Source organism: Streptomyces sp. UW30 (genome assembly GCF_008042075.1).
Classification (GTDB): Bacteria; Actinomycetota; Actinomycetes; order Streptomycetales; family Streptomycetaceae; genus Streptomyces.
On the sequence record NZ_RDBN01000034.1, the window covers coordinates 50,051 to 65,539 of the forward strand.

Annotated in this window: 11 protein-coding genes; 9 read left to right on the plus strand and 2 right to left on the minus strand. The window is 70.9% G+C overall.

The features are described 5' to 3' along the window. Positions 1-205 precede the first annotated feature (205 nt). The 7 genes from EAO75_RS17945 to lpdA all read left to right on the plus strand — a co-directional run bounded on the left by EAO75_RS17945 (position 206) and on the right by lpdA (position 9,488). Positions 206-1,453: a 3-deoxy-7-phosphoheptulonate synthase gene (locus tag EAO75_RS17945; RefSeq protein WP_222723967.1), complete on the plus strand. Its 1,248-nt coding sequence runs from the start codon at positions 206-208 to the stop codon at positions 1,451-1,453. 222 nt (positions 1,454-1,675) lie between these two features. Then, complete coding sequence (locus tag EAO75_RS17950; protein WP_147996098.1) at positions 1,676-2,407, plus strand: class I SAM-dependent methyltransferase; 732 nt, start codon at positions 1,676-1,678, stop codon at positions 2,405-2,407. Positions 2,408-2,547: 140 nt separating this feature from the next. After that, positions 2,548-3,000: a MarR family winged helix-turn-helix transcriptional regulator gene (locus tag EAO75_RS17955; RefSeq protein ID WP_147996099.1), complete on the plus strand. Its 453-nt coding sequence runs from the start codon at positions 2,548-2,550 to the stop codon at positions 2,998-3,000. A gap of 154 nt (positions 3,001-3,154) precedes the next feature. Then, on the plus strand, positions 3,155-3,517 hold the full coding sequence (locus EAO75_RS17960; protein WP_147996100.1) for a nuclear transport factor 2 family protein: 363 nt from the start codon (positions 3,155-3,157) through the stop codon (positions 3,515-3,517). 184 nt (positions 3,518-3,701) lie between these two features. Continuing rightward, positions 3,702-6,863 carry an amidohydrolase family protein gene (locus EAO75_RS17965; RefSeq protein WP_147996101.1) on the plus strand — a complete coding sequence of 1,054 codons (3,162 nt, stop codon included), beginning with the start codon at positions 3,702-3,704 and terminating at the stop codon, positions 6,861-6,863. Between the two features lie 281 nt (positions 6,864-7,144). Continuing rightward, positions 7,145-7,879 carry a hypothetical protein gene (locus EAO75_RS45920; RefSeq protein WP_187284492.1) on the plus strand — a complete coding sequence of 245 codons (735 nt, stop codon included), beginning with the start codon at positions 7,145-7,147 and terminating at the stop codon, positions 7,877-7,879. A 196-nt stretch (positions 7,880-8,075) separates the two neighbouring features. Continuing rightward, on the plus strand, positions 8,076-9,488 hold the full coding sequence (lpdA, locus tag EAO75_RS17980; protein WP_147996104.1) for a dihydrolipoyl dehydrogenase: 1,413 nt from the start codon (positions 8,076-8,078) through the stop codon (positions 9,486-9,488). Positions 9,489-9,504: 16 nt separating this feature from the next. On the opposite strand, the gene EAO75_RS17985 is transcribed toward lpdA, so the two are convergent. Together EAO75_RS17985 and EAO75_RS17990 are read right to left on the minus strand one after the other, a co-directional pair. Continuing rightward, positions 9,505-10,206 (minus strand): CPBP family intramembrane glutamic endopeptidase, encoded by a 702-nt coding sequence (locus tag EAO75_RS17985; protein ID WP_147996105.1) that lies wholly within the window; start codon positions 10,204-10,206, stop codon positions 9,505-9,507. An 84-nt stretch (positions 10,207-10,290) separates the two neighbouring features. Then, entirely contained in the window at positions 10,291-12,219 is a 1,929-nt protein-coding gene (locus EAO75_RS17990; protein WP_147996106.1) for a glycoside hydrolase family 5 protein, read from the minus strand. 205 nt (positions 12,220-12,424) lie between these two features. On the opposite strand from EAO75_RS17990, the gene EAO75_RS17995 reads away from it, so the two are divergent. Continuing rightward, positions 12,425-13,201, plus strand: coding sequence for a class I SAM-dependent methyltransferase (locus EAO75_RS17995; protein ID WP_147996107.1), 777 nt, complete (start codon positions 12,425-12,427; stop codon positions 13,199-13,201). A 206-nt stretch (positions 13,202-13,407) separates the two neighbouring features. Beyond that, complete coding sequence (locus EAO75_RS18000; protein ID WP_147996108.1) at positions 13,408-15,471, plus strand: discoidin domain-containing protein; 2,064 nt, start codon at positions 13,408-13,410, stop codon at positions 15,469-15,471. The last annotated feature ends 18 nt before the right edge of the window (positions 15,472-15,489 follow it).

A 15,489-nucleotide genomic window follows, 5' to 3' on the forward strand; every position in this document is an offset into this window, starting at 1 on the left:
CCCCAGCCCCGACGAACTCACCCGGCTGATCGCGGCGGAACTGGCCGGCCATCACCGGCCCGCCCTGATCACGTTCCTGGACACCCTGCCGCGCAACCGCTCCGGCAAGATCCTCAAGACGATCCTCCGGGACATGGCGGACGGACGCCCCTGACATGGCGACCACCGTGCGAGAGGGAGGACGCAAACCGATGCAGGTGATGACGTGGTGGTGACGATGTCCTCGCTCCAGGGCCGCGCCCCGTGGCATCCTGCGCGCTGGCGCGGGCTGCCGGCCGGGCAACCGCCCGGCTGGCCGCACGACGACCGCCTGCGGCAGGCGCATGGCCAACTCGCCGCGCGGGCGGCCCTGGTGAGCGCCGAGGAGGTGCTGACGCTACGGCGCCGGCTCGCCGAAGTGGCCTACGGCCGAGGGATGGTGATCCAGATGGGCGACTGCGCCGAGCCGTTCGCCCCGGCGACCCCGGCGGGCATCGGCCGGACCCTGGCGCTGTTCCGGGACGTCTCACGGACCGTCGAGGAACGGCTCGCGCTGCCCGTGCTCACCGTGGGCCGGATCGCGGGGCAGTTCGCCAAGCCCCGTTCGTCACAGACGGAGGAGGTCGACGGGGTCCGGATGCCCGCGTTCCGGGGTTTCCTGGTCAACGACATGGCACCGGACGCGACCGCGCGCCGCCCCGATCCACGCCGGATGCTGTGGGGATACGAACACGCCGCCCGCACCCTGTTCCTGCTGCGCCGCGCCGCCGACGAGGGGCTGCCCATGCGCGGGCACTGGGGTGACGGCCTGCCCGCGCTGTGGACCAGCCACGAGTCCCTCGTCCTGGACTACGAGGAACCCCTGACCAGATGGGACACCGAGGCACAGGCCTGGGTCCTGACCTCGACCCACCTGCCCTGGACGGGCGAGCGGACCCGGCACCCCGACGGTGCCCATGTGCGCTTCCTCGCCGGGCTGTTGAACCCGGTCGGCTGCAAGGTGGGACCCGGGATGACGCCCGGTGAGGTCGTGCGTCTGGCCGCGACGCTCGACCCCGACCGCAGGCCCGGCCGTCTGGTCCTGATCTCCCGGATGGGCGCGGACCGGATCGAGGACCGCCTGACGCCGCTGGTGGAGGCCGTCCATGCGGCGGGCCACGCGGCCGTGTGGCTGTGCGACCCGATGCACGGCAACACCGTCCGGGCCGCGACCGGCCACAAGACCCGGCATCTGCGGGCGGTGCTCGCCGAGACCGAGGCGTTCGTACGGGCCGTGTGCCGGGGCGGCGGCCGGCCCGGCGGCCTGCACCTGGAGAGCACCGCCGAGTCCGTCACCGAATGCGTCGGGGGGCGTTGCGGAATCTCCGAAAACGATCTGCCGCGTGCCTACCGCACCGCTTGCGACCCCAGGCTGAATGCCGATCAGACCATGGAAACAGTGGAGCGTTTCACTGAACAGTTGGCGCGAATCTGACTTCGCGCCCTGCGCGCATTGCTTCGCCCTCACTCACCCTTCCTTCACTCGATCGTCACTTCCCGTGCAAGTGCCTAGTCGGCCTGCACCAAGTCGTCCGCTCCCGGGGTGAATCGTCCGGGAGAGTGCGGTGGGATGGAGTACGCTTGTGCGGGGATCGCTGCCGTCAATTGATTCCAGTCGGGCGGCAGTTGGTCCATAACGGGGATGATGGGGGCGTGCATGGCCGTACGAAACCCGGTCAATCAAGATTCGATCGAGCCTCGTGACGCAAGTCACCGGATGCGACCACCGGACACCGAGGCCACCGAGAGTGAAACGACAGAGACCCGCCGGATATTAGCCCGCGCCGGGGTGCGGTCCGGTCAACGAATTCTGGATATCGGCGCGTTGCTGCGTCAACGGGGTATGACGGATCTGGAATCCAAGGAGTTCCAGGTCGTCGGAGTACGGGAGGCCGCCGGTACGGCGGCGCGGCCGCACCCGGTGCCGGTCGCCCCCGATCTCGATTTCACCGTGGCGCACCTGGACGAACTCGACCTGCCCGTCGCGTCCTTCGATGTCGTCGTGGCGCTCGACTTCTGGCCCTCCACGCCGCTCGCGGTCGCCGCCCGGGGCTGGCGGCGTGTCCTCGGGTCCGAAGGCGGGATCGTGATCGTCACCGGGACGGACCTGCCCGGTGGTCATAGAGCGTCACGTCAGTGGACGAGTGCGCTCACGGCGGCAGGCTTCACGGTCGAAGCGGTGGCGAAGGCGCCGGCCGACTCCGGTCACTACGCGGCACTGGCGAGCGCGGTCCGGCTCGGCGGCGCCGGGCTGCGCGCGGCGCTCGGGCCCGGAACGGCCGAATCGTATGTGGCGCACGTCCAGCGGTTGCACGGCAGTACCCGGCACGAGTCCGCCGAATGCTTCGAGATCGTGGCCCGGAGTACGGATTTTCGGCCGCACCCATAGGTCCGGATCTCCATCGTGGTCCGGTGGCGAGTGGATGTGGTCCTGTGCAATGATTGCGCGTACCTTTACGAGTACATTAGGTAGTTGTACCGTTGTTGGTTGCCGCGAGCTGCTCCTCCGGCGTCAGGAGGGTAGTAGCGATGGGTCAGAGTGCATCGGAACGACAGGCCACCCAGATGGAGCAGGGTGCCTGGAACAAGCTCGTCGCCTTTCACACCCAGGTGTCCGAGCTGGTCGAGAAGGCCCTCCAGGACAGGTTCGGGCTGTCGCTGAGCGAATACACCGCACTGGAGGCGCTCGCCCAGGTCTCCGGGAGCGGCCGTCCCGGACTGCGGATGCAGGCGCTGGCCGAGGCGGTCGGCATGAACCAGAGCTCGGTGAGTCGCCTGGTCACCCGTCTGGAGCGGCAGGATCTCGTCGAGCGTATTCACTACGAGAAGGACAGACGCGGCGTATTCACGGCCATCACCGCGTCCGGTCGCGAGACCCTGGACGCCGCCGTTCCGGCCTATCTCCAGACCCTCGCCGCAGCCTTCGACCGGGCGAACGCCGATCCGGACCTGCGGGAATTGGTCAAGCGCATCGGCATTTGACCTGCCGTTCAAGCACGGCCGAATTCAGGCACCTCCGCTTCGGAGCTTCTGCGGCCCCGTCGCTCGACCACTAGTATTTCCAACCGACGTGAATGAGCCGTCGGCACCGGCGTGCCCACGGCCACCTGCACACTTCTCTACGGGAGTTGGTCGCATGACCACGGCAGAAATCGTCGAGCGGTACTACGACGCCTGGATCAACCGTGCCGGAGACATGAGCGAGGTTCCCCTCGCGGACGACTTCGTCTTCGTCGGTCCGGTGGGCAACTTCGATTCCGCTGACGGCTTCCGCGCGATGGCCGGGCAATTTGGCCCGGCCGCCACCGATTTCACCGTCCGCCACCGATTCGTCGACGGGGACAGGGCCTGCGCCTTCGTTTCCTGGAACCTCACCGCTGTCCCCGGCACCATGACGGCCGCCGAACTGCTCGAAGTCCGTGACGGCGTGCTCGTCCGCGCCGAGGTGATCTACGACGCGGAGGAACTCCGCAAGGCCGCGTCGGCGGGCCGCGTCTGACCGCGGTCGTCCGATGCCGGATATCGGGGGCCGATAGGGAACAGATCCAGCCCGGCCGCCCTCGGTGTCCAGAGGAACGGCCGAGAAACGACGGCGCGGGGCCCGTAACCGGGCCCCGCGCCGTACGTTTGCCACCAGTGGTCCCTCCCTTTCGATCCGCCAACTCCGCGCACTGGGAGCTCACTTGGACACCGAAGACGCCTCCGGCGCCCTCACACTCGGCCCGCTCTCCCGCCGCAGATTCCTTCAGGCCACCGCCACCGCCGCGGCGCTCACCACCGTGGGCCCGCAGGCCGCGGCCGCCGACTCCGGTACGACCACCCTCTCCTTCACCGCCGCCACGGGCGGCTCCGCCACCCTCGCCCCCTCCGGTGACAAGCTGGTCGCCGAGGTCCAGAACGTGCTCTGGTCCATCCCGAGGCAGGGCGGCACCGCCGTACCGCTCACCTCGCCCGGTCTCGAACCCACCCGCCCGCAGTTCTCGCCCGACGGCAGCCGGCTCGTCGTGTGCGCCTACCACGGCGGGGGCTTCCACCTCTGGACGCTGCGGCCGGACGGCTCCGGCCTGCGCAGGCTCACCGACGGGCCGTGGGACGACCGGGGCCCGGCATGGTCGCCGGACGGCACCCGGATCGCGTTCGCCTCCGAGCGCGGCGGCGACACCGTGACCGGCGCCCCGTACCGCGTCTGGATCGTGGACCTGAGCACCGGCGAGCTGGCACAGCTGACCGGGCGCCCTGGCCAGGAGGGCCCCGGGCAAGGCGGCCGCTGGGAGGACTTCGACCCGGCGTGGTCGCCCGACGGCGAGCGCGTCCTCTTCGTGCGGGCCGGCGTCACCGCCACCGGCACACTGCGCGCGAGAACCGTCGCATCGGTCGCCGCCGACGGCTCGGGCCCGGTCACCATCGAGCACACCGACGACTCCGGCGCCCAGCTCATGACCCCCGCCGTCTCGGCGGCAGGGCGTCTGGCGTACCTGCGCACCACCGGCTCGCCCGCGGCCTCCTGCACGCTCGTCGTGGACGGCACGCCCGTGCCCGTGGCGGGCGACCTCCTGCCCGCGCCGCCCCGCTGGACGCAGGGCGAGCGGCTGCTGCTCACGGTCGACGGACACTTCCGCCTGGTCGACCCGGACGCGCCGGGCGGCGGCGAGGAGATCCCGTTCACCGCCACGCTGGACGTGCCCCGGCCCCGCTACCGCGGCAAGGCATACGACTTCGAGCCCGCCGGCACCCGTCCCGTCCGTGCGCTCCACCTGCCCTCCCTGTCACCGGACGGCCGGTGCGTCGCCTTCGCCGCGCTCAACGCGCTGTGGACCACCGGGACCACGGGCGGCCACGCGCCCCGCAAGGTGCTGCAAGTCCCGTCCACCCGCTATGTGCTGGCGCCGGTCTGGACGCCCGACGGCACGGCGCTGGTGTACGCCGACGACCGCGACGGACTCTTCGCCGTACGGCGCCGCGACCTCGGCTCCGGTGAGGAGACCGTGCTTGCCGAGGGCGGCCGGGTCTTCCCCGCGCTCTCGCCCGACGGGACGCGGCTGGCGTGCCTGGACATGTCCGGCAACCTCCTGGTGCGTGACCTGCCCGACGGCGCCGAACGGGTCCTCGCCGCACCGCTCGCCGCCGCCGGACTGCCCGGCCGGCCCAGCTGGTCGCCCGACGGCCGGTATGTGGCGCTCTGCGACCGCAACCGCCTCAACCAGCGCTTCCGGGAGGGCTACAACCTCATCCGTGTCGTCGACACCACCACCGGGACCGCAGCCCTGCACGCGCTCGCCCCGCACACCTCGCTCTCCGACCGCTACGACTGCGGCCCCGTCTGGTCCCCGGACGGCCGCTGGATGGCCGTGGTCGCGGAGTCGGCGCTGTGGCTGCTGCCGGTCCGCGCCGACGGCACCCCGGACGGCGAGCCACGCCGGCTCACCACCGAACCCGCCGACCATCCGTCCTGGTCCGCCGACGCCCGCACCCTGCTCTACCTCTGCGCGGGCCGCCTGCGCCTGATCGACATCCGCGACGGCAGGACCCGTACCGTCCGCGTCCCGCTGGACTACTGCCGACCGCGCCCGGCGGACACGGTCGTGCACGCGGGCCGCTTTTGGGACGGCACCGGGGCGCAGGTCCGTGAGGACATCGACCTGCTGATCCGCGACGGCCGGGTCGCGGAGGTGACGCCGCACCGCCCGGGTCGCCCTGCCGAACGCCGCGTCGACGCGAGCGAGCGCACCGTGATCCCCGGACTGTGGGACGCGCACACCCACCCCTGGCAGACCACGTACGGCGGCCGGCAGACCGCGCTCCAGCTCGCCTACGGCATCACGACGGCCGTCTCGCTGGGCGGCTTCGCCTACGAGCAGGCCCGCATCCGGGAGGCCGTCGTGGCCGGCGTCCTTGCCGGGCCCCGGCTGCTGGCCACCGGCGAACTGCTCGACGGGGCGCGCGTCGCCTACAGCATGGGCCGCGCCCACCGCACCCGTGCGGGCCTGCGCCGCTCGCTGGCGCGTGGCCAGGCGCTGGACTGGGACTTCGTGAAGACGTACGTCCGTGCCCCGGGCTGGGTGATGAAGGAGGCCGCGGACTTCGGGCACGAGCGGCTCGGCGTGCGCAGCGGCAGCCATCTGTGCAGCCCGGGTGCGCAGCTGGGGCAGGACCTGACCACTCATTTGCAGGCCACCCAGCGGCTGGAGTTCGGGCACGCCACCTCCGCGACTGGGCGCTCGTACCAGGATGTGAAGGAGATCTACACCGCCACCGACTTCCACCTCGTGGCGACCCCGTTCACGGCGCTGGCCCTCCTCGGCGCCGACCCCGCGCTCGCGGACGACCCGCGCGTCACCGCGCTCATGCCGCCGTGGGACACCGCGCTCGTCCGCGAGCAGGCCGGGCAACCGCCCACCGACGCCCAACTGGCCACCCTGGGACGGGAGATGGACGTCTACCGGGGGATCCTCGCCGGCGGCGGACTGGTCGCGCTCGGCACGGACCAGCCGATCGTCCCGGTCGGACTGCATCTGCATCTCGCCCTGCGCGCCCTCCATCGCGCCGGCCTCTCACCGGCCGAGGCGCTGCGCACCGCGACCCTGCTGCCCGCGCGGGTCTTCGGCGCCGACGCCGACCTCGGCACGCTGGAGGAGGGCAAACTGGCCGATCTCACGGTCGTGGACGGCGACCCGTTCACCGACTTCGCCACCCTGATCCGTACGGCAGCGGTTCTGCGGGGCGGCGTGCTCTTCGAGCAGTCGGACCTGGTCGACGCCTTCGGCGCCGGCTCCGGGCGACATGTGAAGGAGAAGTGGCTGGAGGTGAGCCGCCGGATGCGCCGTGAGGGGTGCTGTGACCAGTGAGCGGGGCACGGGGCGCACACACTCCCTGAGACATCTGCGCAGGAGTATCACTCAGGCTGCACACAGCCTGTCGAAAGCCTCGTTAGCGTTCTGGCCGTTCGATCCCGAGTACGAACGTGACCAGGCCGCGGCCGACCAGGGCCGATGGCGCAGTCAAGCCAGAAAGACCGTAGATGGACTACTGCTCCTCGTGCCGTCGGCATCTCAACGGGGCTCTCGTGTGCCCCGGGTGCGGCGCCTACGCCCCGGACATCGCTCCCTCCGCGGCAGGGGGTCCCGCCTTGTCGACCGCGCCGGGCGCGACGACGTCCTGGGAGAACCCCGCGGTCGACACCTGGTACGACGGCTACTTCCGTGACGAGACGCCGCCGTCGGCCGCGCCCGACGAGACGGCACCGGCCGGCGACGTGGAAGGCGTCGAAGGCGTGCCCGCAGCCCCGCAGGGCCGGGCGGCGCGGCGTCGGCAGCGGGCCCGCTGGAAGAAGAACCAGCGCCGGGCCGTGGTCGCGACCGCCGTCGCCCTGGTCGGCGGCGGTCTGACCGTCGCGTCGATGGACCGGGGTTCCGGCGACAAGGCCCAGGCGGCCACCGCGCCGGAACATCCGAACGTGGGGCTTCCGGAGCAGCAAAGGACGGAGCTCACCGGCCCGGAGTCCACTCCGTCGGACACGGGCACGACCCCGAGCACGGACACGCCGTCCTCACATCCGTCCCCGACGAACGCCGCGCGCGAATCCGTCACCACCTCGCGCACCACGCGACAGTTCACCCGACCGGACGTCGCCTCCACCCCGCGTCCCACCGCGACCACGGTCCCGCAGACGCAGACCGTCACCCAGCCCACCGGCGGGACCGGCTCCGGCAGCGGTGGCGGCGAGGCGGCCGAGCAGCAGACGCCGGCCCCGGCCCCGACGGACGGCGCGGACTCCGGAGCGACCCCCGCGCCGACGAGCCCGGCACCGGAGGAGACCACGCCGGCGCAGCTCTGCGTGCTCAACCTCCTCTGCCTGGGCTGACACACACCGTTGCCCGGGCTGACACACCGGGGAGCCGCCCCGATCGCCACGGCCCACCCCTCCTGAGATCACCGTCACGCTCCCGCATCGCCACACGACCTCGTGGATGCGGTCATGCTGGAAGAAGCCGGACACCGTCCCCGACGAAAGTCCGGCACCGGCAGAGCAGGACGTCGCACTCAGGAAGGAACCCTCCATGGTCGAGCAGGACGAGCGCTTCGATGTCGTGGTCCTCGGCGCTGGCCCCGGCGGTTATGTCGCCGCCATCCGAGCCGCCCAGCTGGGCAAGCGGGTGGCGGTCGTGGAGGAGAAGTACTGGGGCGGCGTCTGTCTGAACGTGGGCTGCATCCCCAGCAAGGCGCTGCTGCGCAACGCCGAACTGGCGCACATCTTCACCCGCGAGGCGAAGACCTTCGGAATCCAGGTGGACGGGCAGGTCTCCTTCGACTACGGCGAGGCCTTCCGCCGCAGCCGCAAGGTCGCCGACGGCCGGGTCAAGGGCGTCCACTACCTGATGAAGAAGAACAAGATCACCGAGATCGACGGCCGCGGCACCTTCCTCGACCCGCACACCCTCCAGGTGGCCGGCTATGACGGCAACACCCGCACCATCGGCTTCGACAACTGCATCATCGCCACCGGCGCCACGCCCAAGCTGCTCCCCGGCACCCGGCGCAGCGCGCGCGTGGTGACCTTCGAGGAGCAGATCCTGGCCGAGGAGCTGCCGCGCTCGATCGTCATCGCGGGCGCCGGCGCGATCGGCGTCGAGTTCGCCTATGTGCTGCACAACTACGGTGTGAAGGTCACCATCGTCGAGTTCCTGGACCGCATGGCCCCGCTGGAGGACGCCGAGGTCTCCGCCGAACTCGCCAAGCAGTACCGCCGGCTGGGCATCGACGTGCTGACCTCGACGCGGGTCGACACGGTCGACGAGTCCGGCGAGATGGTGCGCGTCACGGTCACCGGCAAGGACGGCACACAGCAGGTCCTGGAGGCCGACAAGGTGCTCCAGGCGATCGGCTTCCAGCCGAACATCGAGGGCTACGGCCTGGACAAGACCGGCGTGACCGTCACCGAACGCGGCGCGATCGACATCGACGGCCGCTGCCGTACCTCCGTCCCGCACATCTTCGCCATCGGCGACGTGACGGCGAAGCTGATGCTCGCGCACGCCGCCGAGGCGATGGGCATCGTCGCCGCCGAGACCCTTGCGGACGCCGAGACGATGGAGCTGGACTATGTGATGATCCCGCGGGCCACCTACTGCCAGCCGCAGATCGCCAGCTTCGGCTGGACCGAGGCGCAGGCCCGCGAGCGTGGCTTCGACGTGCAGGTGGCGAAGTTCCCGTTCACGGCGAACGGCAAGTCGCACGGCCTCGGCGACGCGACCGGCTTCGTGAAACTGATCAGCGACGCCAAGTACGGCGAACTCCTCGGCGGCCACCTCATCGGCCCGGACGTCACCGAGCTGCTGCCCGAGCTGACCCTGGCCCAGCAGTGGGACCTCACCGTGCACGAGGTCGCCCGCAACGTCCACGCCCACCCCACGCTCGGAGAGGCGGTCAAGGAAGCGGTGCACGGCCTCGCGGGTCACATGATCAACTTCTGACGCCGCAGCCCGGAGCTCAGCCGTCCAGCCACCAACGGGCCGCCGACCAGGCCAGCGCGTAACTCAGGCCGTTGACCGCCCAGTGCAGCACCATCGGTGTCAGCAGGCTGCCCGAGCGGCGGCGCAGCTCGCACAGGACCACCCCGGCGACGGCCGTGGCGGCGATCGCCACGGCCACGGTCGGTGCCACGCCCGCCGGGCCGTCACCGAAGGCCGAGCCCAGCGCGGCGTTGGAGCGGTTGATGCCCCGCGAGGGCATCAGGTGCCACAGGCCGAACAGCAGCGACGACACGCCGGTGGCCCACGCCGTGCCGTGCCGGCGCCGGATCATGGCCCACAGCACGCCTCGGAAGGCGGTCTCCTCCAGCAGCACGGTCCCGAAGGGCACCCGCACCAGCGCTCCGAACAGCATTCGCCCCAGGGACAGATCCACCGCCCTCGAGTCCTGGAATGCCTCCCGCCCGGCCGGAACGGCGAGGAGGACCACCATGACCATCAGGACGACGCCCACCAGCCCCGGAGCCCACCGCAGTCCCCGGCGCAGCGCCGCCCTGTCGAGCCCCAGCTCGGCCGGGGTGAGGCCGTCCCAGCGGGCGATCAGCAGCAGGACGGCCGTCGCGCTCACACAGACGACCAGGTACATGGCGGGGCTGCGCGCGAGCCAGTTGTTCAGCAGGTTCGCGGCGGCGAGCACGGCGACAGCACATATGATCCGCATCCGGGTTCCAGCATCCCCCGGCGCGATCGCGCCGGCGGCCCTGCCCGCGGCCGTCCGGGGGCGTGTCGGCCCGTTACGCGGTGGTCAGCCCAGCTTTCGGCAGTACAGCGCGTCGGGCGTCCGGGACGACCCCACCCGGCCGGTGTAGGCGATCCCGGCCGCGTACTCGTCGTCCGCGCACTGGCCCTTGTAGCGGCCGTACGCGAAGTCACCGCCCTTCGCGGCCTGCCCCCGGTTGTCGCCCCGGTCGAACCAGACCGTACGGCCGCTCGTGCCGAGCCTCCCGGCCGAGGCGGCCGCGCACAGGACGGCGGAGACGGCCGCGCCGCGGACGCTGTACCCGATGAGGAACTGCCCGTCGGCGCACTGGAGTTTGGTGTACCCGGACGCCCAGTCGCCGCGGACATGGCGCTCGTCGACGACCACCTCGTGTCCGCCGGCCGGGTCCCACAGGGCACCCGCGGTCACGTCCGAGCACAGCCCCCGGTTGCCGGTGTGGCCGAGGCCGAGCAGCCGCTGTCCGTCGGGGCAGACGGCCTTGCGGGCGCCGGCGTCCCAGTCGGGCAGGGCGCGCATCCGCCGTGACTGGACGAAGTCGCCGTGGTCGGGGCTGAGCATGGACCACTCGGCGACCGGCGCCACGGGCCCCGTGCGGCCGTCGGCCCGGATGAGCCTGGTCCAGGCGGCGGCCCGCCAGTCGTCACCGTCGTACAGGCCCATCCGCCGGCCCTCGGCGTCCCAGTGCAGCAGTGCCCAGCCGTTGCCCTTGCGGTCCTCGTGCCAGCCGACGAGCGGCCAGTAGGCGAAGTCGGCGTCGGTGCGGATCAGTTGGTCCACGAAGTTCTCGAACCAGGCCCGCTGCTTCTGACCGGTCTCGTCGCGGCCCCCGACGCCGAACTCGCTGATCCACACGGGGGCGGTGAAGTGCTGGTCCTGTTCGCCGGTGACGAAGAAGGCCTGCCGGTTCAGGACGGAGATCAGTTCGGTGGGACTCAGGTCGCGGTAGCGGGGGTCGCTGGTCTCGCCCGTGCCGGTGGCGCCGGTGTGGCGGGGGCCCGTGTAGTCGTAGAAGTGGGCCGAGTACACGAGCTTGCCGGAGTCGACGAGCGTGTGCGACAGATGGCGGGCCGGCTCCAGGGTGGGGCGCTCGTGCGGGAGGCCGTCGACTGGGATACCCGTCCAGTTGATGCCCTCGACGACGATCAGCAGGTTCGGGTTGGCCTCCGTCAGGATGCGGTCGCCGACGCGCTGCGAGGCGGCGAACCAGTCGTGGTCGTCGCCCAGGCCCCAGTTGGGGTCGTCCCAGACCGAGCGGCGCACCTCGTTGTACAGGTCGGCGCCGACGACGCGCGGGTTGTCCCGGTAGCGGCGGGCCATGAACAGCCAGTCGTCCTCCCAGGTGGCGGCGGACTGGCCGGCGTTCCAGCGTTCGTTGCCGTCGACTCCGCAGCACCAACGGGTGGTGTTCGTGTGGTTGTTGAGGATCACCGCGAGACCGGCCGCCGTCAGCTCGCGCACCACCGCGTCATACACCTGAAGCGGCGTCTTTCCGCGCAGCGAGGGATTGGCGGCGACCGAGTCGTCCGTGACGGGGCGGGTGTCGTGAACCATCTCGTTGGAGAAGGGCAGCCGGACGCTGTTGATCCCGATCTCCAGGAAGCCCGCGATGATCTCGGCCGTCGGGGCGCGGTCCAGGCCGAGCGGCATCCGGCCGGAGTTCTCGCCGGCGTGGTGGGACGCGTCGTCCTCGGAGTCGCCGGAACCGTTCCAAGTCCCGCTGGCACCATGCCAGTTGCCCGAGCGCAGCTTGAAGCGGTCGCCGTCGGCGTCGACGATCCAGCGGCCACGGGTGCTGAGCGGCGGCGTCCAGTCCTCGGCGGCGGTGGTGACAGCGGTCGGCGGTCCGGCGGCGGGCTGCGGCTCGGCCGCAGCCTGAGGAAGGGACGACAGGGGGACCAGGAGAAGTACGGCGGCGAGTGTGGCTCTCACCAAAGATCCGCGCACGGTCACCATCCCCGCTGTATTGTCATGGCTGCGTCATCCGACGCGGGCTCCTGCACGGTAGCGCACGAACGGCCGGTCAGGCAGTGGGATGTTCGAGCGGACGAACACACTCCCCGCGCAGCCGCCAGGTCACCGTGACGGCCCTACCTGTGGCGCCCCCGCACGCCGGTGCGCATCCTCGGAGGTACCGCGTTCCCAGGGAGGCAGGATTCCCATGCCGGCCAAGAACCTCACCGTGAACCGCGCCGCCCTCGGCCATCGCCTCGCCTACGCCCTGCGCCACCCCGACCGCGTGCCCCGCCATCTGGCCCGCTCGGCCCGCGACCTGTGGCTGCGCCGCCGCCACCCGGACCACGTCTCCTACTACCGCGCCGTGATGCGCTCCGACACCCGGGCCGACCCGGACGCGGCCGTCGGCAGCCACAGCCGGGAGCGGTGGCTGGCGCTCGGGCAGATGCAGTTCGACTACCTCATCGGACACGGACTCAAGCCCGAGCACCGGATGCTGGAGATCGGCTGCGGCAACCTGCGGGGCGGCTGGCGATTCATCCGCCACCTGGAGCCCGGTCACTACTACGGCATCGACATCTCGCCCGACATCCTCTTCGCCGCCCAGGACACCGTCGTGGAGATGGGCCTCCAGCGGCGGCTCCCGACGCTGTCTCCGGTGCGCGACCTGACCCTGCGGTTCCTGCCCGAGGCCCACTTCGACGTGGTGCACGCGCACAGCGTCTTCTCGCACTCACCCCTGCCGGTCATCGAGGAGTGCCTGGCGGGCGTCGGCCGCGTGCTGGCGCCGACCGGCTGGTTCGACTTCACCTTCGACCGCACCGAGGGCAAGGAGCACCAGGTCCTGCGGGAGGACTTCTACTACCGCACCGAGACCCTCGTGACGCTGGCAGAGAGGTACGGGCTGCGGGCCCGCTTCATGACGGACTGGGAGGCACTCCCGCACGGCCAGTCCAAGATCCGGGTCACCCACCCGGTGTGAACCGACTCCCCGTCAACAGTTCATTTGTTTCCGGCCAGTAGGTCATCTGTCCCGGACTCTTGACTCGTCATGCGGGAGTGGCCATCCTCGTCGCACGTATTGCGAGGTCATGACAATCCGGCCGTCATGCCCGGCGCTCGCGCTCGCGGGCCCAGGACAGCCGGACGCGTCGACCGCGCCATCCCGCCGACCGAGGGACATGGGCTGTGACCAGAGCCGGACGCCCGTACCGCAGACGCAAGAACGTGACCGTCGTGTCGCTCCTCCTCCTCGTGCTGTCCATCGCGCTGGGCCCCACGCCGAGCTCGGCGGCCGGCACCGACTGGTGGAACCCGACCGCACGACCCGCGCCGGACTCCCAGATCAACGTCACCGGGGAGCCCTTCACCGGCACCAACGCCAAGGGAGAGGTGCGCGGTTTCGTCGACGCGCACGACCACATCCTCTCGAACGAGGCCTTCGGCGGGCGGCTCATCTGCGGAAAGGCGTTCTCCGACGCCGGGGTCGCCGACGCCCTCAAGGACTGCCCCGAGCACTACCCCGACGGCTCCCTCGCGATCTTCGACTTCATCACCAACGGCGGCGACGGCAAGCACGACCCGAACGGCTGGCCCACCTTCAAGGACTGGCCCGCGCACGACTCGCTGACCCACCAGCAGAACTACTACGCCTGGGTGGAACGGGCCTGGCGCGGCGGCCAGCGCGTGCTCGTCAACGACCTCGTCACCAACGGCGTGATCTGCTCGGTCTACTTCTTCAAGGACCGCAGCTGCGACGAGATGACCTCCATCCGGCTGCAGGCCAAGCTGACCTACGACATGCAGGCCTTCGTCGACAAGATGTACGGCGGCACCGGCAAGGGCTGGTTCCGGATCGTCACCGACAGCGCGCAGGCACGCCAGGTCATCGAGCAGGGCAAACTGGCGGTCATCCTCGGCGTCGAGACCTCCGAACCCTTCGGCTGCAAGCAGATCCTGGACATCGCGCAGTGCAGCAAGCAGGACATCGACAAGGGCCTCGACGAGCTGCACTCGCTGGGCGTGCGCAGCATGTTCCTGTGCCACAAGTTCGACAACGCCCTGTGCGGCGTCCGCTTCGACTCGGGCGGCCTCGGAACGGCCATCAACGTCGGCCAGTTCCTGTCGACCGGCACCTTCTGGAAGACCGAGACCTGCAAGGGACCGCAGCACGACAACCCGATCGGCAACGCCACCGCGGCGCAGGCCGAGAAGAAACTCCCGGCGGGCGTGGATGTCCCTTCGTACAGCGCGGACGCCCAGTGCAACGTCAGAGGGCTCACCGATCTCGGCGAGTACGCCGCACGGGGCATGATGAACCGCGGGATGATGCTGGAGATCGACCACATGAGCGTCAAGGCCGCCGGCCGGGTGCTCGACATCTTCGAGTCCGCGTCCTACCCCGGCGTCCTCTCCTCGCACAGCTGGATGGACCTGGACTGGACCGAGCGGGTCTACGGCCTCGGCGGCTTCATCGCCCAGTACATGCACGGCTCCGAGGGCTTCATCTCCGAAGCCAAGCGCACCGAGGCCCTGCGCGACAAGTACGGCGTGGGCTACGGCTACGGCACCGACATGAACGGCGTCGGCGGCTGGCCGGGACCGCGCGGAGCGGACGCGCCCAACAAGGTGACGTACCCCTTCAAGAGCGTCGACGGCGGCTCGGTCATCGACCGGCAGACCACCGGCGAGCGCACCTGGGACCTGAACACCGACGGCGCGGCCCACTACGGCCTCGTCCCCGACTGGATCGAGGACATCCGCCGCGTCGGCGGCCAGGACGTGGTCGACGACCTCTTCAAGGGCGCCGAGTCCTACCTCGACACCTGGGCGGCCTCCGAGAACCACGAGGCCGGGGTCAACCTCGCGCGCGGTGCGACCACGTCGGCCAGCTCCTCGGAGTGGAGCCTGTTCACCAGCTACCAGCCGGGGCGGGCCGTCGACGGTGACGGCGGCACCCGCTGGGCGAGCGACTGGAACGACGACCAGTGGTTCCAGGTCGACCTCGGCTCCACCCGCGTGGTCAAACGGGTGACCCTCGACTGGGAGCGCGCGTACGGTAAGGCCTACCGCATCGAGCTCTCCACGGACGGCGTGAACTGGCGGACCGCCTGGTCCACGACCACCGGCGACGGCGGCCTGGACACGGCCAGGTTCACCGGCACACCGGCGAGGTACGTACGCGTCCACGGCGAGGACCGCGGCACCGACTGGGGCTACTCCCTCTACGAGGTCGGCGTCCACAGCAGCTGACATCACGAGAGGTGCTCC